General features: G+C 59.4%; 20 protein-coding genes. 13 read left to right on the top strand and 7 right to left on the bottom strand.

Going from position 1 to position 20,605, the window contains the following annotated elements; translation table 11 throughout:
* Nucleotides 1-36: 36 nt before the first annotated feature.
* Nucleotides 37-2,910: an EAL domain-containing protein gene (locus ACYZUA_RS02715; RefSeq protein ID WP_461961986.1), complete on the bottom strand. Its 2,874-nt coding sequence runs from the start codon at nt 2,908-2,910 to the stop codon at nt 37-39.
* Nucleotides 2,911-3,168: 258 nt separating this feature from the next.
* On the opposite strand from ACYZUA_RS02715, the gene uvrD reads away from it, so the two are divergent.
* The 3 genes from uvrD to ACYZUA_RS02700 all read left to right on the top strand — a co-directional run bounded on the left by uvrD (nt 3,169) and on the right by ACYZUA_RS02700 (nt 7,085).
* A complete protein-coding gene (gene uvrD, locus ACYZUA_RS02710; RefSeq protein WP_461961985.1) occupies nt 3,169-5,352 on the top strand; it encodes a DNA helicase II in 2,184 nt (727 codons plus the stop codon).
* Between the two features lie 313 nt (nt 5,353-5,665).
* On the top strand, nt 5,666-6,541 hold the full coding sequence (locus tag ACYZUA_RS02705) for a Tim44 domain-containing protein (protein ID WP_461961984.1): 876 nt from the start codon (nt 5,666-5,668) through the stop codon (nt 6,539-6,541).
* A 136-nt stretch (nt 6,542-6,677) separates the two neighbouring features.
* Nucleotides 6,678-7,085, top strand: coding sequence for an SMI1/KNR4 family protein (locus tag ACYZUA_RS02700; RefSeq protein ID WP_008156656.1), 408 nt, complete (start codon nt 6,678-6,680; stop codon nt 7,083-7,085).
* A 412-nt stretch (nt 7,086-7,497) separates the two neighbouring features.
* Here ACYZUA_RS02700 and ACYZUA_RS02695 read toward each other — a convergent pair whose 3' ends face one another.
* Nucleotides 7,498-8,601: an IS110 family RNA-guided transposase gene (locus tag ACYZUA_RS02695; protein WP_461961983.1), complete on the bottom strand. Its 1,104-nt coding sequence runs from the start codon at nt 8,599-8,601 to the stop codon at nt 7,498-7,500.
* Nucleotides 8,602-8,694: 93 nt separating this feature from the next.
* Nucleotides 8,695-10,458 (bottom strand): cation:proton antiporter, encoded by a 1,764-nt coding sequence (locus ACYZUA_RS02690; RefSeq protein WP_461961982.1) that lies wholly within the window; start codon nt 10,456-10,458, stop codon nt 8,695-8,697.
* A gap of 205 nt (nt 10,459-10,663) precedes the next feature.
* On the opposite strand from ACYZUA_RS02690, the gene ACYZUA_RS02685 reads away from it, so the two are divergent.
* Nucleotides 10,664-11,146 (top strand): acyl-CoA thioesterase, encoded by a 483-nt coding sequence (locus ACYZUA_RS02685; RefSeq protein ID WP_461961981.1) that lies wholly within the window; start codon nt 10,664-10,666, stop codon nt 11,144-11,146.
* Between the two features lie 54 nt (nt 11,147-11,200).
* Here the strand turns inward: ACYZUA_RS02685 and pdxY are convergent, their stop codons facing one another.
* Nucleotides 11,201-12,073 carry a pyridoxal kinase PdxY gene (gene pdxY, locus ACYZUA_RS02680; RefSeq protein ID WP_461961980.1) on the bottom strand — a complete coding sequence of 291 codons (873 nt, stop codon included), beginning with the start codon at nt 12,071-12,073 and terminating at the stop codon, nt 11,201-11,203.
* Between the two features lie 120 nt (nt 12,074-12,193).
* Between pdxY and ACYZUA_RS02675 the strand changes: the two genes are divergently transcribed.
* The gene (locus tag ACYZUA_RS02675; RefSeq protein ID WP_461961979.1) at nt 12,194-12,607 is read left to right on the top strand and encodes a DUF3301 domain-containing protein; all 414 of its coding nucleotides are present in this window, start codon (nt 12,194-12,196) and stop codon (nt 12,605-12,607) included.
* A 1-nt stretch (nt 12,608) separates the two neighbouring features.
* Here the strand turns inward: ACYZUA_RS02675 and ACYZUA_RS02670 are convergent, their stop codons facing one another.
* The gene (locus ACYZUA_RS02670; protein ID WP_461961978.1) at nt 12,609-13,580 is read right to left on the bottom strand and encodes a CobW family GTP-binding protein; all 972 of its coding nucleotides are present in this window, start codon (nt 13,578-13,580) and stop codon (nt 12,609-12,611) included.
* A gap of 27 nt (nt 13,581-13,607) precedes the next feature.
* On the opposite strand from ACYZUA_RS02670, the gene ACYZUA_RS02665 reads away from it, so the two are divergent.
* Nucleotides 13,608-13,964: a hypothetical protein gene (locus tag ACYZUA_RS02665; RefSeq protein WP_046044962.1), complete on the top strand. Its 357-nt coding sequence runs from the start codon at nt 13,608-13,610 to the stop codon at nt 13,962-13,964.
* 4 nt (nt 13,965-13,968) lie between these two features.
* Here ACYZUA_RS02665 and ACYZUA_RS02660 read toward each other — a convergent pair whose 3' ends face one another.
* The gene (locus tag ACYZUA_RS02660; RefSeq protein WP_461961977.1) at nt 13,969-14,619 is read right to left on the bottom strand and encodes a DUF1826 domain-containing protein; all 651 of its coding nucleotides are present in this window, start codon (nt 14,617-14,619) and stop codon (nt 13,969-13,971) included.
* Entirely contained in the window at nt 14,619-15,827 is a 1,209-nt protein-coding gene (zigA, locus tag ACYZUA_RS02655) for a zinc metallochaperone GTPase ZigA (RefSeq protein ID WP_461961976.1), read from the bottom strand. Before zigA ends, ACYZUA_RS02660 begins: the two co-directional genes overlap by 1 nt.
* Before the next feature lie 143 nt (nt 15,828-15,970).
* Here zigA and ACYZUA_RS02650 point away from each other — a divergent pair, with 143 nt between their 5' ends.
* The 7 genes from ACYZUA_RS02650 (at nt 15,971) to ACYZUA_RS02620 (ending at nt 20,605) form a co-directional block, all read left to right on the top strand.
* Nucleotides 15,971-16,348 carry a glutamine synthetase gene (locus ACYZUA_RS02650; protein WP_461961975.1) on the top strand — a complete coding sequence of 126 codons (378 nt, stop codon included), beginning with the start codon at nt 15,971-15,973 and terminating at the stop codon, nt 16,346-16,348.
* Between the two features lie 126 nt (nt 16,349-16,474).
* The gene (locus ACYZUA_RS02645) at nt 16,475-16,666 is read left to right on the top strand and encodes a hypothetical protein (protein WP_461964179.1); all 192 of its coding nucleotides are present in this window, start codon (nt 16,475-16,477) and stop codon (nt 16,664-16,666) included.
* A 67-nt stretch (nt 16,667-16,733) separates the two neighbouring features.
* Nucleotides 16,734-17,630: a GTP cyclohydrolase FolE2 gene (gene folE2, locus ACYZUA_RS02640; protein ID WP_461961974.1), complete on the top strand. Its 897-nt coding sequence runs from the start codon at nt 16,734-16,736 to the stop codon at nt 17,628-17,630.
* Nucleotides 17,627-18,295: a metal ABC transporter ATP-binding protein gene (locus ACYZUA_RS02635; RefSeq protein WP_461961973.1), complete on the top strand. Its 669-nt coding sequence runs from the start codon at nt 17,627-17,629 to the stop codon at nt 18,293-18,295. The genes folE2 and ACYZUA_RS02635 overlap by 4 nt, the downstream gene beginning before the upstream one ends.
* Nucleotides 18,295-19,161, top strand: a complete 867-nt coding sequence (locus ACYZUA_RS02630) for a metal ABC transporter permease (RefSeq protein WP_461961972.1) — start codon at nt 18,295-18,297, stop codon at nt 19,159-19,161. Before ACYZUA_RS02635 ends, ACYZUA_RS02630 begins: the two co-directional genes overlap by 1 nt.
* An 11-nt stretch (nt 19,162-19,172) precedes the next feature.
* Nucleotides 19,173-20,048: a metal ABC transporter substrate-binding protein gene (locus ACYZUA_RS02625; RefSeq protein ID WP_461961971.1), complete on the top strand. Its 876-nt coding sequence runs from the start codon at nt 19,173-19,175 to the stop codon at nt 20,046-20,048.
* The gene (locus ACYZUA_RS02620) at nt 20,045-20,605 is read left to right on the top strand and encodes a gamma carbonic anhydrase family protein (protein WP_046044954.1); all 561 of its coding nucleotides are present in this window, start codon (nt 20,045-20,047) and stop codon (nt 20,603-20,605) included. Before ACYZUA_RS02625 ends, ACYZUA_RS02620 begins: the two co-directional genes overlap by 4 nt.

The following is a 20,605-nucleotide window of genomic DNA, read 5'->3' as shown; positions in this document are numbered from 1 at the left end:
GCGCATTGACGCCTCGGCGTGGGCGAGTCCATTCAATTACAGGGAATTTGTGTCCTGACGTAAAAGTGCAGCCAGGCCATCGGCCTCGACAGGACGGCTAATCAAATAACCCTGCACTTCATCGCAGTGCTCGGCTTTCAAAAACGCCAACTGCTCTTCCCGCTCCACACCCTCGGCCACCACTTTGAGCGACAGGCCGTGCGCCATGGCAATGATCGCCCGGGTAATCGCAGCATCCTCACTGCTCTCCCCCAGACCGCGGATAAATGCCTGATCGATCTTCACGTAATCCACCGGGATGCGCTTGAGGTAACTCAAGGACGAATAACCGGTGCCGAAATCGTCGATCGCCAGTTTCACGCCCAGATCGCGCAATTGCTGGAAGGTCGCGATGATGTGCTCGACGCTGTCCAGCAACTGACTTTCGGTGAGCTCCAGCTCCAGGTAGTGCGGCGCCAGACCGGTTTCTTCCAGCACCTGACGCACCAGGCTGACCAGTTTGCCCTGACGCAATTGATGCACCGACAGATTGACCGACACCCGTATCGGCGAAAGCCCCTGACGCTGCCACTCACAGGCTTGCCAGCAAGCCTGACGCAACACGAACTCGCCGATCGCGCCGATCAACCCGGTTTCCTCGGCCAGGCCGATGAAGTCCCCCGGCGGCACGCGGCCCATGGTCGGGTGATCCCAACGCACCAGCGCCTCGGCGGCATTCAACCGGCCCGTGGCGAGGCACAGTTTCGGTTGGTAAAACACCTTCAGTTGCTTCTCTTCGATGGCCTTACGCAGCTGATTTTCCAGCTGCAAGCGCTCCAGCGTGCTGGCTTGCAGGCTGTCGGTGTAGAACTGGAAGTTATTTCCGCCCAGGTGCTTGGCGTGCTGCATGGCCATATTTGACTGATGGACCAGCGCGGAAATTTCTCGCGCGTTGTCCGGCAACATACTGATGCCCATGGACGCGCTGACCACCAGTTCATGGCCCTCGACAGTGATCGGCAAACGCAGCTTGGTCGACAGTCGGGTCGCCACCCGCGCCAGGCTCGACAGGTTGCCGTAGGCATTGAACAACACGGCAAACTCATCGCCGGACAAGCGAGCGATGGTGTCTGCTTCGGGCAACGCATTGACCAGCCGCCGAGCCATTTTCTGCAAGAGTTGGTCGGCGATTTCATGGCCAAGGCTGTCGTTGAGCAGCTTGAAACGATCCAGATTGATGTGCAGCAACGCCAGACTGCGGTGGCCGCCCTGACGCACCCGCTGATGAGCTTCGCTTAGCCGTTCGCGGAACAGAGAACGGTTGGCCAGACCCGTTAATTCGTCGTAATGCGTCAGGTAACGCATGCGTTCTTCGGATTCACGCCGAGCCGATAGATCGGCGAAGAAACCTACAATATGGCTCACATTTCCCCGAGCATCGCGCACAGCGTTCAGTTGCAACCATTGCGGATACAACTCGCCATTCTTGCGGGTTTCTACCAGCTCGCCCTGCCAACTGCCGTGCTGCTCCAGCGCCTGATGAATCGCCCCGTAGTGTCGGCGGGCATCCCGGCTGCACGGCAACTCGACCACGTTGCGTCCGATCATGTCTTCAATGTCATAGCCAGTGACTCGGCTGAAGGCCTGGTTGACCGCGATCAGTGCGTAATCCGGATCGAAAATCACGATGCCTTCGCTGGCGGCTTCGAACACCGTCGCGGCCAGTTGCCGTTGCTCTTCCAGAGCTTTGCTGTCGCTGATGTCGCGACGGGTGCCGACCATGCGGATCACCCGGCCATTTTCGCCGCGCTCAACCGCTCGACCTCGGTCCTCGATCCAGACCCAATGGCCATCGCCGTGGCGCACGCGGTACTCGATCTGGTAATCCTCGCTGCGGCCCTTCAAATGCTCGACCAGGGCGCGCTTGAGCGACGGCAAGTCATCAGGGTGCAAGCGCGGCTTGAGGTGGCGAAGCATCGCCGTCACGAATTCCGGCTCCAGGCCGAACAATTCTTGAAGATGGGTGTGGTGGACTTCGTCGGTTTGCAGGTTCCAGTCCCACAACCCGAGCTCACTTGCCTTCAATGCCAGGGCGAGTCGCGCTTCACTCTTGCTCAGGGCCTGGTTGGCAGCGTCCAGCTCCAGGCTGCGCTGGGCAACACGGCTTTCCAGCTCGATCTGAATTTGCCGCAGCTCGTCTTCGGCACGACGGCGCTGGTCGATTTCCTTGGCCAGCGTTTGATTGAGCTGGTCGCTGCAGCTTTGGGCCTGCTGCAAGTGTTCGATCAATGCCTGATTCTGGAAGCGCCGTAACAGTCCGCTATCGATGAGCCGATTGACCTGCCAGGCGACCACACTCAACGCGCCCAGTAAAATCAGCCCGAACCAGCCCCAGCCCTGACTTTGTTCATCGCCGCCCCAGAACAGATAGCCGATGGCCGGCAACAGACAGGGCAAGGTAAAGGACAGGAACGCCGGCAGGCTGACCGCGTAGGCAACGCTGGCCGAAAGCGCTGCGGCGCCGATCAGGCCGAACACCCAGGCTTGTTCAACGAAGTTATCGGCGGGTACCAGCGCAATGCCGGCGCCGGCCAGGGTCAGGCCGGTCATGGCCGAACCCAGTAAAAACATGCGGCGCCAGATCGGATGGACCTGACGGTTGGGTATTGCCGAATCGAAGGCCGCGACTTGAATCACCCGCAACGCCACCAGCGACAACAGCCATACCAGCCAGACGCTGACCAGGAAGTAGCGCTGCGGACTCCAAAGCAAGCCAGCGCAGACCAGACCATTGATCAACATGAATAATGTGGGCAGCAACGAGCCCTGATAAAGCAGACGCGTGCGTTCGACCGCCATTTCCATGGCGTACTGTTTGCGAATAACCCGAGGCTCCACAACGGGGCCCGACAGGTCGGTGCTGAGGGTCATAGGCAATGTTCTTGTTCTTATAATGGTGAGCATGAGCCCGAAACGTCGACGGAGCATACACAAGCAAATGCCCGGACCAAACTGCTCCAGATCATAAAATCGACAAAAAACGGAGCCCTCCATACCCGCTGAAAAGCTTCGGAGCGAGCCCCGCCAACGCCTGCAGCCAGTGACCGACCGGTCGTCATCCGTGCTTCTTTCATCGGCTAATGCAAAGCTCGGTTTGCCCGGTGTGACGGCGCACCCTAGAATGCCCCGATGCGCGATGATCTCTCCCTTCTGCTGAACTCCCTCAACGATGCCCAACGCCAGGCCGTAGCTGCCCGCGTGGGTCGTCAGTTGGTCCTGGCCGGTGCTGGTTCCGGTAAAACCCGAGTGCTGGTGCACCGTATCGCCTGGTTGATCCAGGTCGAAAACGCTTCGCCCCACTCCATCCTGTCGGTGACCTTCACCAATAAGGCCGCTGCCGAGATGCGTCATCGCATCGAGCAGCTGATGGGTATCAACCCGGCCGGCATGTGGGTCGGCACCTTCCACGGCCTGGCGCACCGCTTGCTGCGGGCGCACTGGCAGGAAGCCGGCCTGAGCCAGACTTTCCAGATTCTCGACAGCGACGACCAGCAACGGCTGGTCAAGCGGGTGATCCGCGAGCTGGGCCTGGACGAGCAACGCTGGCCGGCCCGTCAGGCCCAGTGGTTCATCAACGGACAGAAAGACGAAGGTCTGCGTCCGCAACACATTCAAGCCAGCGGCGACCTGTTCCTGGCAACCATGCGCAGCATTTATGAAGCCTATGAGGCTGCATGCCTGCGCGCTGGCGTGATCGACTTCTCCGAATTGCTGCTGCGCGCCCTCGACTTGTGGCGCGATCATCCAGGCTTGCTGGCGCATTATCAGCAACGCTTCCGCCACATCCTGGTAGACGAATTCCAGGACACCAACGCCGTGCAGTACGCCTGGTTGCGACTGCTGGCCAAGGGCGGCGACAGCCTGATGGTGGTCGGCGACGACGATCAGTCGATCTACGGCTGGCGCGGCGCGAAAATCGAAAACATCTATCAGTATTCCGACGATTTTCCAGATGCCGAAACCATTCGTCTGGAGCAGAACTACCGCTCCACCGCCGGCATCCTCAAAGCGGCCAACGCCCTGATCGCCAATAACACCGGACGCATGGGCAAAGAGCTGTGGACCGACGGCGGCGAAGGCGAAGCGATCAATCTGTACGCCGCGTTCAACGAACACGATGAAGCACGTTACGTGGTGGAAACCATCGAAAGCGCGCTGAAAACCGGCTTGGCCCGCAGCGATATCGCGATTTTGTACCGCTCCAACGCCCAATCGCGCGTTTTGGAAGAAGCTTTGTTGCGTGAGCGCATTCCGTACCGCATCTATGGCGGTCAGCGCTTCTTCGAACGGGCAGAAATCAAAAACGCCATGGCCTACCTGCGCTTGCTGGAAGGTCGCGGCAACGATGCAGCGCTGGAGCGGGTGATCAACGTCCCGGCCCGTGGTATCGGGGAGAAAACCGTTGAAGCGATTCGCGACCATGCCCGTCATAGCGATGTGTCGATGTGGGAAGCCATGCGTCTGCTGGTCGCCAATAAAGGCCTGACCGGCCGTGCTGCCGGCGCTCTTGGGGCGTTTATCGAGTTGATCGAGAACCTCTCTGCCAAGTGCATGGATATGCCGCTTCACCTGATGACCCAGACCGTCATCGAGCAGTCCGGGCTGATCGCCTATCACGAAGCGGAAAAAGGCGAGAAAGGCCAGGCCCGGGTAGAAAACCTTGAGGAACTGGTCAGCGCCGCGCGCAACTTCGAAAACGCTGAAGAAGACGAAGACCTGACGCCATTGGCAGCGTTTCTCGGTCACGCGTCACTGGAGGCCGGGGATACTCAGGCCGACGAGCACGAAGACAGCATTCAGTTGATGACCTTGCACAGCGCCAAGGGTCTGGAATTCCCTTACGTGTTCCTGGTGGGCATGGAAGAAGGCTTGTTCCCGCACAAGATGAGCCTTGAAGAACCGGGTCGTCTTGAAGAGGAGCGCCGTTTGGCCTACGTCGGTATCACTCGGGCGATGCAGAACCTGGTGATGACCTATGCTGAAACCCGGCGCCTGTATGGCAGCGAGACTTACAACAAGGTGTCGCGTTTCGTACGTGAAGTGCCGAAAGGCCTGATCCAGGAAGTGCGGCTGTCCAACAGCGTCAGCCGTCCGTTCGGTGGTGGCCAGCAGCAGAATTCCAGCAGCCTGTTTGGCGGTAGCGAGATCCCCGACACCGGGTTCAGCCTCGGCCAGGCCGTACGGCATTCGGTGTTTGGCGACGGTGTGATCCTGAACTTCGAAGGTGCCGGGGCTCAGGCTCGGGTGCAGGTGAACTTCAGCGAAGGCAGCAAGTGGCTGATGTTGGGTTACGCGAAGCTGGAAGCGGTATAAAGGCGATCGTCAGGGAGCATTTCTGTGGGAGCGAGCCTGCTCGCGATGAACGATGACGCGGTGTTTCTGCTATTCCGCGGTGCGACTATCGCGAGCAGGCTCGCTCCCACAGTTTGATCGCGCAGTGGCACTGATCGCCTTTCTTACAGAACTTATCCACTCGTCTTACAGACCAAAGTTAACAGGCCTTATTGCGCTGACTGAAGCTGAACGCAACCTGTCAGGCAAAAGCCCGAAACACTCTGCCGCTAGCCAGTAACACTTCAGCTGTGCAACATGGCGCGCGTGCCTTCCACAAATGGGAATTCCCTATATGAAACGTTTTCTTAGCATCGCCATGGCGTTGTGCATTGGCCTGACGATGAGCCTCGACGCCAATGCTGCCAAGCGCTTTGGTGGCGGCAAGAGCTCCGGCGCTGCGCCGACTCACCAGACCAGCCAAATGGCTCCTTCTTCTGCTGCAGGCGGCGCTGCTGCCACTGCGGGCGCGGCCGGTGCCGCGGGCGCTGCCGCCAAGGCCGGCGGTGCTTCGCGCTGGCTCGGCCCTCTGGCCGGTATCGCTGCCGGTGGCTTGCTGGCCTCCATGTTCATGGGCGACGGCTTCCAGGGCATGCAGATCTTCGACATCCTGATCATGGCCGTCATCGCCTTTCTGGTCTTCCGTTTCATCGCCGCTCGTCGTCGCAAGCAGCAAGGGCACATGGCTCCAGCTGGCGCACCGATGCAGCGTGAAGTGTTCGAGCAGAAGCCAGCGGCCATGGGTTCGATCTTCGGCGGCTCGGCAGCACCGGTTGCCGCTCGTCCGGTGATCAACGCCCCGGCCTGGTTCAATGAAAACAACTTCATTGAAGCGGCCCGCAACCACTTCCAGTCCCTGCAGCAGCACTGGGACGCCAACGAAATGGACAAGATCGCCGAGTTCGTGACTCCGCAACTGCTGGAGTTCCTCAAGCGCGAACGTGCTGATCTGGGCGACGCCTTCCAGTCGACCTACATCGATAACCTCCAGGTACAACTGGACGGCGTTGATGACCGTGCGGACAAGACTATCGCCACCCTGACCTTCAGCGGTGTGTCGAAGTCCTCGCGTTTCGACCAGGGCGAAGTGTTCAGCGAAAGCTGGAACATGGAACGTCCGCAGGGCGAGAACCAGCCTTGGCTGGTCGCCGGTATCCGCCAGAACGGCTGATCACTTCCCGCGTTTCACCTGTTGTAATAAAACCCCGGCCTGGCCGGGGTTTTTCTATTTCGCGGTTGCATCTATAGCGAGCTACTGTATAAACCGCCCCAACTAAACCGCGCCATCAAGCAAGAGGATCCCGGACGTGGAAGAAATCATCGAACAACTGCGTGAAGCCAACGAACCGGTACCGGTCCCCTTGGAGTTACCCGACGAAGATCAACTGGTGGAAATCGAAGAACAGCTGTTCATCGATATTCCATTTGTCTTCAGAGAATTTTTGCTGACCGTCAGCGACGTCGTCTACGGCAGCCTGGAGCCGGTAACCGTTACCGACCCGCAATCCCACACCTACCTGCCGGACGTTGCCGCCAACGCCTGGGATGCGGGTGTTGATCGCAGCATGATTCCGATCTGCCAGGACGGTGACAACTACTACCTGGTCGAAGAAGACGGCACCGTGGTGCTGTGGTTGGCCGAAGAAGAGCTGATCGCCGAAGAAACCTGGGAATCGGTATGGCACTGGGCGCGGGACGTCTGGCTGGAAAGCTGAGACGCCTCGACTTTGTAGCAACTGGCGTTGTGGCGAGGGGGTTTATCCCCGTTCGACTGCGCAGCAGTCGTAAACCCTGAAGACTCGGTTTACCTGGAAATCTCATTGCCCGATTTTGCGACTGCTGCGCAGCCGGACGCAGCCTTCGGCAGCTGCTATGTATGGACTCGCCCCCACTGTCTACCCGCTTTTAAAAAAACTGCCGCCCCGTTGCATCTATGTATTAGGCCTGTTCGAGGAAGCCGTCGTCGGCTTCTGGCCAAAATTGGAAGAGCTCGTGGCATGCCGATTACAGTCAGGCCTCGAAGGCCACTAGCAGCTTAGGCATCACTCCACGCCGGTCTTACCAGGGGTCAATGTTTTTTCAGCAACAGGTTGGTCAGTAGGTACCTCGGTGGCAGAACTCGGTGGATCAGTGGCTCATCGTCGCTTGCTGGCCGTCGGCGGGCTGGCGACGATAAGTCTGGTCATTCTGTAAAAGCACCCAGACGATGCGCAGGTTGCGATTGGCCAACCTGACCGCTGCGTCCTTGCGGCCCAATCGGCTCATCCAGCGCAACAAACGGCGGTCGTCGGGCTGTTGGGAATCAGGTCGCAACTGCTGCAATACCGCGTGGGCACCCTGGATCATCAGGCTGCGCAAATAGCTATCGCCTCGCTTGGTCATGTCCCCCAGTTGAATCGTCTTCCCGCTGCTGTGCTGATCAGGGACCATGCCGAAGTACGCGGCGAACATGCGAGCATTGAGAAAACGCTCAGGCTTGGTTTCCTTGGCCACCAGCGCCGTAGCGGTGATTGGGCCGATACCGCGCACCGTCATCAACCGTTTGGCTGTCTTGTCGGCGTTCGCGGCCACTTCCAAACGTCCCGTCAGGACGTTGATGCGCTCGCCCAAATGGCGCCACTCGGCCAACAGTTCGTCGATCAGCTCGCGCAACAGGGCAGGCACCGGCTGGGTGGCATCCTCCAATATCCGCGGGATTCTCTGGCTGATCGCGACGTCGCCCTGTGCCAGCGCAATCCCGTGCTCAAGCAGCAGGCCGCGCATCTGATTACTCACGGCGGTGCGGCGACGCACGTAACCTTGACGAGCGCGATGCAGTGCCTGCATGGCCAGCGCTGCGACACTTTTGACCGGCACTGCGCAGATCTTTTCGTCGCGACCGGCACGCAGGATGGCCAGCGCATCGTTACGATCATTTTTAGGGCCGCTGCGATGCTTGGCCACCAGACCGGCAGGCAGAATCCGCGCCAGGTTGCCTTGATCCTGCAGCTGCCGGGCCCAAGCTTGAGCGCCTGGGCCGGTCTCCATCAGGACCACGACATGAGGCGGCAGCTGGCGGAGAAACTCGTAGAACGCCTCGCGCGACTTGATCCGCTGCTCATAATGCACCTTGCCGAGGGCGTCTTCGCCGGCGAGCTGGAACACATGCTTGGCCAGGTCGACCGCCACGGTAGTGCAGGCCGATAAATCGGCAGAAGACAAGGATTGATCAATCGAAGTATGCTTTTTCATGGACTCGCCCTCGCTGTCGTTGGCTGTTTAGACTGCCACCGTGGCGCATTGACGCCTCGGCGTGGGCGAGTCCATTCAATTACAGGTGCGATGTCAGTGGCCGGACGAATCCTTGTGGTTGTCCAATGTTTCGAGCAACGCCACCTGCATCCGCGTGTGCACGCGGATGAACCAGCGCCAGAGCAGCGCCGCTACAGCGGCCGCGACGACGACGATCAGCACCAGCAACTTGTTGGTCGGCAGAATACTGGCCGACAAGGCTGCCAGCAGCAGGAAAATCACCAGCAGCGAGAGGATCGGGATCATTTCGGCGATCACCCGACGCACGCGCTGCGTGTGACGGCCGGCCATCTCCGGTTTCACGCCCATCTCCGCCAATAGCATCGAGAGCGCCTTGAGCTTGCGATAGGCGGCGATCAGAAACGGCAGCGACAACAGCAACGCCCCGCCCCAGATCAACGCTTTCTGCCAGCTCGGGTCGCTGATCCAGTCTTGCAGGTAAGCGGACATGCGCTCGGCGAAATAAGCGCCCGAGAAGAAGATCGCAATCACCAGCGCCAGATTGATGCCCACCTGCAACAGAATCCGCCGAATCATCGACGCCAACAGCGCGCCCTCGCCCTGAGGCTGGATGCTGCGCAGCCATTCGCCGTACATCCCCAATACCCTGCCCAGTCGCTTCGGCATCACCGCGGCAAGCTTGATCGACAACGGATCAGCCGCGCGGATCAGGTAAGGCGTCAGCAACGTGGTGATCACCGAGACGGCTACGGCGACCGGGTAAAGGAAGTTGCTGGTGACCTGCAACGTCATGCCCAGCGCCGCGATGATGAAAGAAAATTCGCCAATCTGCGAAAGCCCCATCCCGACGCGAAGTGAGGTGCGTCCATCATTGCCAGCGATAAAGGCGCCAAGACCGCAAGAAAACATCTTGCCCAGCACCACGGCCACAGTGATCACCGCAATCGGCCACGCGTATTGCAGCAGGATCATCGGATCGAGCATCAGCCCAATGGCGACAAAGAAGATCGCACTGAACAGGTCGCGAACCGGTTCGATCAAACGCTCGATTTTCAGCAACTGCCGGGATTCAGCCATGATCGCGCCAATCAGGAAGGCACCGAGCACCATGCTGTATTCAAGTTTGACCACCAGCAAACAGAAGCCGAAACACAGGCCTAATACAGTGATCAGCAGCATTTCATTGCTTTCGAACTTCGCCACGTAAGCCAGCAATCGCGGCACCAGCAGGATGCCGATGACCAGTGCGACGATCATGAACAGCGAGAGCTTGCCGACAGTCGAAAACACTTCGCCGGAACTGACCGTGCCGCTGACCGCGATGCTCGACAGCAAGGCGATGATGCCGATACCAAGGATGTCTTCCACGATCAGCACGCCGAAAATCAGCTGCGCAAAGCGCTCGTTCTTCATCTTCAGATCGTTGAGCGCCTTGACGATGATGGTGGTGGACGAAATCGCCAGAATCGCGCCGAGGAACAGCGAGTCCATAGTGTTCCAGTCGAACCAGCGACCAATCTCGTAGCCGATCCAGATCATCAGCACGATTTCCAGGAACGCCGCAATGAACGCCGTGGCGCCGACCTTGAACAGTTTGCGCAGGCTGAACTCCAGGCCCAGGCAGAACATCAGGAAAATCACCCCGAGTTCGGCGAGGGTTTTGATGGTTTCTTCATCGTGGATCAAGCTGAACGGCGGGGTGTGCGGGCCGATGATGAAGCCGGCGACGATGTAACCGAGCACCACCGGTTGTTTGAAGCGATGAAACAGTACTGTCACCACACCCGCAATCAACATGATCACTGCCAGATCTTGAATGAAGCTGATGGCGTGCATGGTGTGGGGCTCCTTAAGGGGGACTTTTGGAGGTTAACACCACGACTTCCGCAGCAAAGGCGGTGCAATATATGGAAACAGATCGATCCGGGCGTGACGGCAGCCACTTGCCTGGCGTCCCGATAACTGTTGGTTTGAAAAAGCTGACGAGGCCCCCGCAGAGGTGCCGCCCTCCCGAAATTCTGCCTTGAACCGTGAGAACGCTATGGAACCCGGAAACGCACAACTGTCGATGACGGTATTGATGACCCCCGACATGGCCAATTTCTCTGGCAATGTCCACGGCGGCACCTTGCTCAAATACCTCGACGAAGTGGCCTATGCGTGCGCCAGTCGTTATGCCGGCCGCTACGTGGTGACCCTATCGGTGGACCAGGTGATTTTCCGCGAGCCGATCCATGTCGGCGAACTGGTGACCTTTCTGGCCTCGGTCAATTTCACCGGCAACACCTCCATGGAGGTGGGCATCAAGGTGGTGACCGAAAACATCCGCGAGCGCTCGGTGCGCCACACCAACAGCTGCTTCTTCACCATGGTCGCCGTGGATGACGACCGCAAACCGGCTGCTGTCCCGCCACTGCAACCGCAGAACAGCGAAGACAAACGCCGCTTCATGCAGGCCCAGCAGCGTCGGCAGATTCGTCAGGAGCTGGAAAAGCGCTATCAGGACATCAAGGGCGACGCCTGATATCGACAAAGTCGCAGCCAGCGCAAAGGCTGCGATTTTTTTCCGCGAATGTTGTTACAAACTGATCGCCGTCGCCTCGAACCGCACTCGCGGGTGGGCAATCCGGTCCTGAGCCCGCACCAGTTCCAGCTCATAGCTGGAGCAAGCCTGGGTTTCCAGCAGCACTTCATGCACCGCCGACGCGGCGAATTCGAAAGCCGCCACCAGGCTATCGCCCAACAGTACGCGAGCCAGAAACAGTCCGGACGTCAGGTCACCGACGCCCACCGGCTGACGCGGGAATGCCAGCAGCGGACGGCGCAAATGCCAGCTGTCTTCGGCCGTCACCAGCAACATCTCGAAAACATCCGCCGGTTTACCGGGATAGTCCAGATGCTTGACCAGCACAGCCTTCGGACCGCGCACCAGCAGCGCTCGCGCCATGGCCAGGCAATCGAACAACGATTGCGGCTTGCGCCCCGAAAAGCTGTCCAGCTCCAGCTGGTTCGGGCACATGAAGTCCGCCACGGCAGCCGCCTCCTCCAGCAGGAAATCGCTGACTTCCGCGGGCACGCTGCAACCTTTTTCCGGATGGCCCATTACCGGGTCACACAGATACAGAGCCTTGGGATTCATCGACTTGATCCGCGCCACCCCCGTCAGGATCGCCCGGCCCTGGGCAGCACTGCCGAGATAGCCAGACAATACGGCGTCGCAGTTGCCCAGCTCGCCAATCGCCGCGATGCCTTCGACCAGATCGGGAATCTGATGCGGCGCCAGCACTTCACCGGCCCATTGGCCGTACTGGGTGTGGTTGGAGAACTGCACCGTATTGAGCGGCCAGACATTCACCCCGACCCGCTGCATCGGGAAAACCGCGGCGCTGTTGCCAGCGTGGCCGAACACCACGTGGGACTGGATGGCGAGCAGATGGGGCGTACGTTTCATGCGGTGAGTTTTCCGTCAAACGATTGAAATTCAAGCCGCGCAGTATGCGACTAAACGCAGCCTGTACGACAGACCGGCGACGCAGTTAAGCTGACACTATCTTGTTGGAGCAACGTGTTGATGCTGACCCTTGGAAATATCTTCGTCCTGATGCTGCTTGCCACCGGTGGCGCGTGGTTGTGGCACAACCATGGCTTGCGCGAGCGTGCGCTGGAGCGGGTCATGCTGCATTGCGCAAAGCTCGGAGTCGAGCTGCTGGACGGCAACGTGGCCTTGAAGAAGATCGCATTCATTAAAGACGCCAACGGCCGGCGGCGCCTCGCCCGTGTGTATAACTTCGAATTCACCGTGACCGGTGAAAGCCGTCACAACGGCACCATCACCCAGTTCGGCGCCCACAGTGCGCAGATTGAGCTGGCGCCCTACCCGATGCCGTTCGACGACACAGCTGCGGTGTCCGATGTAGTGAAACCGCGCGCGGAGGTCATCGAGATGAGCCAGTGGCGGCAAGAACACACTAAATGGCGTCCTTGATTCAAGTCGGGCTCGACCGGCAGTCGGCCAGCTCTCTTTGCAATGAATCAACATCCTGCGGCTCACTGAAAATCAGCTCGATGCGAGAATCACGCCGCCATTCGCTGGGCTGCCAGTCCAGCGCCGAGTTTTCCAGCGCATTCGCCGAAACCCACCCGTTGACGCTGTGGATAACCAGCTTCGCCCGCCGCCAGGCAAGGCTTTCAAGCCAACGGCCAACGAGCGTCGCATCGAAAGCCTGACTCGGATGCCAGCGCCACCCCACACTCCAGCCGCCCTCCTGCTCCTGGCTCAAGCAAATTGGCAGCGCGGGATCGGTCCAGATGGCCGGCAACTGCGCCAATCCTTTGGGCGCAACGAAGTTATCCACACCCGCTACAGCCTGAACCCCAAGCCCTGGTAACTCACTCAATGGCAACGCGGCTTGCTGCGTCCAGTACAACGGACGCGCCGGCAACTGTGCGGCGATTCGCTGACGATCAGCGTCGTCGATGTTTTCGGCTTTATTCATCAGCAACAACCCGGCGCTCTTGAGCGCTTCCTGTTGCGGCACCGGCAGCGGTTTGCCGGCAACAAGTGCCTGGGCGTCCAGCACCAGCACGCAGGGTTGAACAGCCAACACGCCTTGCCACGGCGCCTCACTCAACTGGCTGAGCAATTGCGCCGGATGCCCCAGCCCGGAGGGCTCGATAAACAGTCGATCCGGCCGCGCCTTGCGCAGTAAACGCCCGAGGCCGATCTGAAACGGCGCACCATTCACGCAACACAAACAGCCCCCGGCCACTTCACCCAGTGCGATACCATCGGCGTCCCGGGTCAGCAACGCAGCGTCGAGGCCGATCTGCCCGAACTCGTTGATCAGTACCGCCCAGCGTTCATCCGCCGGCCGCTGCGCCAGCAGGTGCTTGATCAGGCTGGTCTTGCCGGCGCCCAAGGGGCCAGCAATGACGTGCGTGGGTATGTTCTGCAACATAGTCGAGGTTTTCTGAGGAGGTAAAGGATGCGGTTGATGGGATTGTCGGTGCTCTTGGCGCTCATGTCCGGCGACGCGCTGGCCCAGGCTTGCGTGGTACATAGCACGGCTGCGCGACTCGACGTGAAAGTCTGCCAGCAGAACCGCAATATCCCGGAAAAGCTATTCGCCGATGGTTTCTGCCAGCCGAACCTTCCTGGCCAGAAAGTCGAAGTGCAATACGTCGACCAATGCCCCACCGGCGCGTTCGGCGTGTGCAGCAACGCCCAAGTCGCCAATATGCCTTACCGGCAGGATATTCACTATTACGGCGTAGCCACGGATGCGGCGTATTTGAAGCCGTTTTGCGAAGCCCAGAGCCAGGGAACCTGGCTCAAACCGTGAGCCGCTAGCTCAGCCAGTCGAGCGTCAGGATCAGCCGCCGCTCACCGGACGCAAGCTGTGGCGAGCGATGAATAAGGCCGAAACCTTCGTTGCCATGCCATTTCTCGCCTTTGAGTAACGCGACTTCGCCGCTGGCGATCTGCTCGATCAGCGGACCGTCCTGGGGTTCGGTGTCGGCGTTGCCCAGTTGTCGACGATCCATCGCACCTTCCTTCAGCCACTGGCTGCCGATCCCGGAATACGTGGTGATCAGCCGCACCGGCACATGATCGACGTGGAAACGCGGGCACATGGCCTTGTCCAAAACCCGCAGGCGCAGGCCGACACGCTTGGCGCCCAGCAAACAGGCGAAAGCACTGACCAGCCAGGAGACGTCGGCGATGAAACCTTCATAACCTTCGAGATCGCTGAAACCTGAGGCCAATCCGCGAAGATTGGGTTCGCTGTCATCGCAGGGCAACTCCAGGACCAGTGACTCGGCCAACGGCTCGTTCAGGGACAGCAACAAACTCCCGAAATCAGCGATGTGCGCCGGCAATTGGCGCTTCCAAACGGCAAGGTTCACGCCGTCATCCAGTATTCGGGTCAGCGCTTGCGGCGTCTCACCTTGAACCTGATAAATGATCGGCCGCAGTTTCAGACTGGGCGCCAACATCAGGCTGCCACCTCTTCATGCCACGGGCCAAATGGATCTGGCAGTAGTCGCCAGCCCTCGATGCCTAACGCCATTTCATCGTCGGTCAGCAGGCAATTGTCGAGTTCGGCGGTGAGTTGCGAGAAGTCGATGTTCTGGCCGATGAACACCAGTTCCTGACGGCAATCGCCGCTGGTTGCGGTCCAGTTTTCCATGATACCGGCGGTGCTTTCTTCGTCCTGCGGCCACTGGATTTTCGGCACGAAACGCCACCAGCGTCCGGCGAAACCATGGCGCATCAATCCGCCGGCCTGGGACCAGCTACCGGCGTCCATGTGTTTACTGGCCAGCCAGAAGAAGCCCTTGGAGCGCAGCAGTTTGCCGTTCACCCACGGGCGATCGATGAAGCTGAAAAAGCGCTGCGGATGAAACGGTCGGCGTGCTCGGTAGGCTGTCGAGGCGATGCCGTATTCGTCGGTTTCGGGCACGTGCTCGCCACGCAGTTCCTGTAACCAGCCCGGCGCCTGAGCGGCCTTCTCGAAGTCGAAACGGCCGGTATTGAGGATCTTCTCCAAGGGGATTTCGCCCATGACCATCGGGATGATTTCCGCCTGGGCGTTTAGCCGCTCAAGGATCGCGATCAGCTCCTGGCGTTCGCTGCTGCTGATCAAGTCGATCTTGCTGATCAAAATCACGTCGGCGAATTCGATCTGCTCGATCAACAGGTCGGTGATCGAGCGTTCGTCTTCCTCGCCCAAGGTTTCACCACGGGAGGCGAGGCTTTCGGCGGCCTGATAGTCGAGCAGGAAGTTCATGCCGTCGACTACGGTGACCATGGTGTCGAGCCGGGCGATGTCGGCCAGACTCTGCCCTTCTTCATCGCGGAAGGTGAAGGTTTCCGCCACGGGCAGTGGCTCGGAAATGCCGGTGGACTCGATCAATAAATAATCAAAGCGACCCTCCTTGGCGAGTTTGCTCACCTCTTCCAGCAAGTCTTCGCGCAAGGTGCAGCAGATGCAGCCATTGCTCATCTCCACCAGTTTTTCTTCCGCGCGGTTCAGGCTCACATCGCGCTGGACTTCGCCGCCATCGATGTTGATTTCACTCATATCATTGACGATCACGGCGACGCGCAGGTTGTCGCGATTGCGCAGCACGTAGTTGAGCAGCGTGCTTTTGCCAGCGCCGAGAAAGCCAGAGAGGACGGTGACAGGGAGACGATTGGGCATCAGGTATTCCTCACAGAGATGCCCGGTCGCAGTGTCGGGCTTAGCTAGATGTTATATTATAACAACACAATCAGGCCACTCTCCTCTTGCCCACGATGACAAATGGCAGGATGCTCAAGCCCGTTCGGTCCGTGAGAAATCCTATGCGTGTAGCCCTGAAAATAGCGCTGATGAGCTTTTCGCTGCTGGTCGCTGTCGATGCCTGGGCGCAAATTCCGAGCCTGGCCAAATGCACCCGAAGCGCCAATCTGCTGGCCTGCGTGGATGGCGACGGCAACGCCTACAGCGTCAACACCGTCGGAAACACGATCTATCTGCGAGGCTTCGAAGCGGCCGGAAAACGCCATTGGGCACAGACCAACAGTCGCTACGGACAACTCACGTTCTTCACTGGGCTCGCGTCCGATGGCGAGGCCTGGGTCGGCTACAACCGTCGCGTCGGCTGGACCACGATCAATCGGTTTTCCAGTTCCGGTGGCAGCAGTGGCAAGTTCACCTGTAGCCGACTTTCAGGATGTTAGGCCTAGGGATTTCTTCTGCTCTTGCTGCCAAGCGATGTAACTGTTTAGCGGCGGATTTTTCTGGAAGTAGCGCTGTAATCCTTCGAACAAGCCATCGGCTACGGCCTGCTGGTGGCGCGCGGGGCCATGAAACGCTCTTTCTGCGCCGACCGCTCCCGGATGCCCCTGACCGTCCTGTGGCGGCAGCAAAAAACTGGCGAGCGGGCCGCTGAGGTCGAGGACGATCCGCGTATCACCAACGCCAAATTGTCCAGAGCGGATAGAGCCAATCACGGTGTTGCTGAGCGCCAACTGTGCATGATGAAAGCCTGTTCATGAAAAAGGCATGGTCGATTTTAATGTAATAACATAACATGCAGAATCGACTCCCACGATGGACCTGCTCATGAATGCGCTGACTCTGCCGGATATCGCCGCGCAGGCCTCACGCCAAGCCCTGCCACTTGATTGGGTGGGCATGTGCGGCATTGCTCTTCCTGTTTTATTCGATGGTCAACGGCTAAGTGCGAAAGCCGACGCCGGCGTTAGCCTCGATGATGGAGAGGCGCGCGGGATTCATATGTCGCGGCTGTACTTGGCGCTTGAAATGCTCGAGCAAGAAAACCTGACGCCCGCCTTGTTGCGGCGAGTTTTGCAAAGTTTCCTCAAGACTCATGAAGGTCTGTCCAACAGCGCGTACCTAAAAATCCACACCGATTTACTGTTAAAAAGACCGGCGCTGGTCAGTCCATTGGCCGGCTGGAAAACCTATCCAGTAAGCATCGAGGCACGTTTGAAAAACGCGATGTTCCACGTGGAACTAAAAATCGACGTGCCTTATTCCTCGACCTGCCCGTGTTCAGCTGCCCTTTCCCGGCAGCTAATACAGCAGCAATTCGTCGATGACTTCGCCAATAAACCGCTGCAACACGCCGATGTTTTGGCTTGGCTCGGTTCTACAAAAGGCATCGTCGCAACGCCGCACAGCCAACGGAGCACTGCGAATTTGCGGCTTCGACTGGACGACTTTCTGGATGACTTGCCGCTGATCGCGATCATCAACGACGCTGAAGCGGCCCTCGGCACCGCCGTACAAACCGCCGTAAAACGCGCCGACGAACAAGCCTTCGCGCTGGCCAATGGGCAGAATCTGATGTTCTGCGAAGATGCCGCCCGGCGTTTGAACCTGACCCTGAAACGCTCCCTCGGCATCAACGCCTTTCACCTACGAGTCATCCACGCGGAAAGCCTCCACGCACACGACGCGGTCGCCGAAAGCCGCTGGAATTGGGAGGCCGCATGATTCATTGCCAAACCTTGCGATGGGGTGCACCCGGCCAGCCACTGACTCCACCCGTGGATTTCGAACTGACTAAGGGAAGTCTCACCGCCGTAATCGGTGCGAACGGTTCGGGTAAAAGCAGCCTGCTGAAAGTGATCGCGGGTTTGCAAAAACCGCTGACCGGCAAAGTCATCCTGGATGTTCCACGCAAGGGCAAGCTCTCGTTCCTGCCCCAGCAACAACATCTGGATCGCCAATTCCCCATCAGCTTGCAAGAGTTAGTGGCCGCCGGTTTCTGGGGTAGCACGCTGCCTCCCGAGATACGCAGACAACGCCTCAAAGCCGTGCTGGAAAACTGGTGTCTGAGCGGACTGGAACAGCGCCCGTTGATGGCCTTGTCCGGAGGTGAATTACAGCGTGCCCTGCTCGCCCGTTTGAGCCTCGCGGATTCGCCACTGCTGTTGCTCGACGAGCCCCACGCTGCCCTCGACGAGCTCGGCCAAGCGCTGCTCTGGAAACACATTCACGCCTGGCATGCCGAAGGCCGAACCCAGCTGATCGTGTGCCATGACCTGGCCGCCGTCCGCCAACAGATTCCTCAAACGTTGCTGATCAAAAGCACTGGCTGCGTCCTCGGGTCGAGCGTTGATCTGATCCATCAGCAACCACAAACGCGGGTGGCCTGATGCTCGCGGCCGCTCATCTTTGGCAACCGTTCCACGAGTTCGTGTTCATGCGCCGAGCACTTCTCGGCGGGTTGGTTCTGGCATGCAGCACTGCACCGCTGGGTGTGTTTTTGATCCTGCGACGTATGAGCCTGATCGGCGACGCGGTGGCTCACGGCATTCTGCCGGGGGCTGCATTGGGCTTCTGGTTCGCCGGATTGAGTCTGCCGGCGCTGACCATCGGCGGCCTCGGTGCCGGTCTCGGCATGGCCGGACTCGCCGCCTGGATCACCCGTCGCACCGGCCTGCGCGAAGACGCCAGCCTCGCCGCGATCTACCCGATCTCCCTGGCCTGCGGTGTGCTGATCCTCGGCATCGCCGGCAAACGTCTGGACCTGTTGCACCTGTTGTTTGGCTCGGCACTGGCGGTTGATGGCCCGACGTTGACGGGCATGCTTTGGGTCTCGGCATTCAGCCTGATCGCCATGGCGTTCATCTACAAACCGCTGTTGCTGGACACCCTCGACCCACTCTTTCTGCAAACCGTCAGCCGACTCGGCCCCTTGGCTCACGGCGTCTTTCTAACCCTGGTGGTGCTGAATCTGGTGATCGGTTTTCAAGCCATCGGCGCGCTGATGGTCGTCGGTTTGATGATGTTGCCCGCCGCCGCCTCGCGCTTCTGGAGTCGTCGCTTGCCGACGTTGATTGCCATCGCCGCCCTGCTCGGCTGCCTCTCGGTGTGGCTCGGACTGTTGCTGTCGTTCTACTTCTCGCTGCCCAGTGGCCCGGCGATTGTGCTGGTGGCCGGTGGTTTGTATCTGCTGTCCGTGGTGTTCGGACCGGTGCACGGTTTGCTGCGCCGCCCACCTTTGCTCACATCCCAATGAGGTGTTACCCGATGCGCGTTCTACTCGTGCTGTTCAGTTTGCTGCTGTCGATGTCGCTGTCTGCTGCGGAAAAACTCCAGGTAGTCACCAGTTTCAGCATCCTCGCCGACATGACCCATCAAGTCGGCGGCGACCATATCCAGATCACCAACATGGTCGGCCCGGATGCCGATGCTCACACGTACGAGCCGACACCTGACGATGCCAAGGCGTTGCTCAAAGCCAAACTCATCATTAAAAACGGCTTGGGTTTCGAGCCTTGGCTGGACCGTCTGGTGACCAGCACCGAGACCAAAGCGCCAGTGATCAGCGCGAGCCACGGCATCATCCCGCGCTCCCTGGATGAAGATGGCGAGACGATTCCCGACCCGCACGCCTGGCACAATCTGGCGAACGCTGAGCTGTATGTCAGCAACATCACCAAGGCGCTGATCGCCGCCGACCCGACGAACAAAGCCGACTACGAACGCAACAGTCAGGCCTACCTGAAACAGATCTACGCGTTGCTGGCCGAAGCCAAGGTCAAACTCGGTTCGCTGCCACCGGGCAATCGCAAAATCGTGACGTCCCATGATGCCTTCGGTTATCTCGGCCAGGCTTATGGCATCGACTTCATGGCGCCTCAAGGTCTGTCGACCGAGCGCGAACCGTCAGCCGCTGAAGTCGCGGCATTGATCACCCAGATACGCCAGGCCAAGGTCAAAGCCGTGTTCATGGAAAACATCAAGGATGCACGCCTGCTCAAGCAAATTGCCGATGAAAGCGACGCGCACATCGGTGGCACGTTGTACTCCGATGCGCTCGCGGCGACCGGGCCGGCCAGCACCTTCGTCGGGTTGTTCGAGTACAACCTCAACACCCTGTACAACGCGTTGAGCAAGCCATGATCCGCAAGAATCCTTCCGGTGATTTGCCGGTGATAGCCGAATCTGCCTACGTCGATAAAACCGCCATCATCTGCGGCAAAGTGGTGATCGGCGAAAACGTCTTCGTCGGTCCTTACGCGGTGATTCGTGCCGACGAGGTTGATGCCTCAGGCGAGATGGAGCCAATCACCATCGGCGCCAACTCGAACATCCAGGATGGCGTGGTGATCCACTCCAAGTCCGGGGCAGCAGTGACCATCGGCGAGTTCAGTTCCATCGCCCACCGCTCGATCGTTCATGGTCCGTGCAAGGTTGGCGACCGGGTGTTTATCGGGTTCAACAGCGTGCTGTTCAACTGCGTCGTCGGTGACGGTTGCGTGGTTCGGCACAACTCGGTGGTCGATGGCCGCGACTTGCCCGAAGACTTCTATGTGCCTTCCACCACCCGCATCGGCCCGAAGACAGATCTGTCGCAGTTCCCCCCGGTGAGCGTCAGCGCCTCGGAGTTTTCCGAGGACGTGGCGCGCACCAACGTCGACCTGGTACGCGGCTACAAAGCCCTGCAGAACGAGTTCTGA

It is taken from the genome of Pseudomonas sp. LS2P72, from assembly GCF_054897865.1.
This window is presented reverse-complemented; position numbering and strand designations above follow the sequence as displayed.

What these genes read in the sequence shown, in the direction of transcription:
- ACYZUA_RS02715 (WP_461961986.1), bottom strand. Translation starts at nt 2,910, where the DNA reads ATGACCCTCAGCACCGACCTGTCGGGCCCCGTTGTGGAGCCTCGGGTT.
- uvrD (WP_461961985.1), top strand. Translation starts at nt 3,169, where the DNA reads ATGCGCGATGATCTCTCCCTTCTGCTGAACTCCCTCAACGATGCCCAA.
- ACYZUA_RS02705 (WP_461961984.1), top strand. Translation starts at nt 5,666, where the DNA reads ATGAAACGTTTTCTTAGCATCGCCATGGCGTTGTGCATTGGCCTGACG.
- ACYZUA_RS02695 (WP_461961983.1), bottom strand. Translation starts at nt 8,601, where the DNA reads ATGAAAAAGCATACTTCGATTGATCAATCCTTGTCTTCTGCCGATTTA.
- ACYZUA_RS02690 (WP_461961982.1), bottom strand. Translation starts at nt 10,458, where the DNA reads ATGCACGCCATCAGCTTCATTCAAGATCTGGCAGTGATCATGTTGATT.
- ACYZUA_RS02685 (WP_461961981.1), top strand. Translation starts at nt 10,664, where the DNA reads ATGGAACCCGGAAACGCACAACTGTCGATGACGGTATTGATGACCCCC.
- pdxY (WP_461961980.1), bottom strand. Translation starts at nt 12,073, where the DNA reads ATGAAACGTACGCCCCATCTGCTCGCCATCCAGTCCCACGTGGTGTTC.
- ACYZUA_RS02675 (WP_461961979.1), top strand. Translation starts at nt 12,194, where the DNA reads ATGCTGACCCTTGGAAATATCTTCGTCCTGATGCTGCTTGCCACCGGT.
- ACYZUA_RS02670 (WP_461961978.1), bottom strand. Translation starts at nt 13,580, where the DNA reads ATGTTGCAGAACATACCCACGCACGTCATTGCTGGCCCCTTGGGCGCC.
- ACYZUA_RS02665 (WP_046044962.1), top strand. Translation starts at nt 13,608, where the DNA reads ATGCGGTTGATGGGATTGTCGGTGCTCTTGGCGCTCATGTCCGGCGAC.
- ACYZUA_RS02660 (WP_461961977.1), bottom strand. Translation starts at nt 14,619, where the DNA reads ATGTTGGCGCCCAGTCTGAAACTGCGGCCGATCATTTATCAGGTTCAA.
- zigA (WP_461961976.1), bottom strand. Translation starts at nt 15,827, where the DNA reads ATGCCCAATCGTCTCCCTGTCACCGTCCTCTCTGGCTTTCTCGGCGCT.
- ACYZUA_RS02650 (WP_461961975.1), top strand. Translation starts at nt 15,971, where the DNA reads ATGCGTGTAGCCCTGAAAATAGCGCTGATGAGCTTTTCGCTGCTGGTC.
- ACYZUA_RS02645 (WP_461964179.1), top strand. Translation starts at nt 16,475, where the DNA reads ATGAAACGCTCTTTCTGCGCCGACCGCTCCCGGATGCCCCTGACCGTC.
- folE2 (WP_461961974.1), top strand. Translation starts at nt 16,734, where the DNA reads ATGAATGCGCTGACTCTGCCGGATATCGCCGCGCAGGCCTCACGCCAA.
- ACYZUA_RS02635 (WP_461961973.1), top strand. Translation starts at nt 17,627, where the DNA reads ATGATTCATTGCCAAACCTTGCGATGGGGTGCACCCGGCCAGCCACTG.
- ACYZUA_RS02630 (WP_461961972.1), top strand. Translation starts at nt 18,295, where the DNA reads ATGCTCGCGGCCGCTCATCTTTGGCAACCGTTCCACGAGTTCGTGTTC.
- ACYZUA_RS02625 (WP_461961971.1), top strand. Translation starts at nt 19,173, where the DNA reads ATGCGCGTTCTACTCGTGCTGTTCAGTTTGCTGCTGTCGATGTCGCTG.
- ACYZUA_RS02620 (WP_046044954.1), top strand. Translation starts at nt 20,045, where the DNA reads ATGATCCGCAAGAATCCTTCCGGTGATTTGCCGGTGATAGCCGAATCT.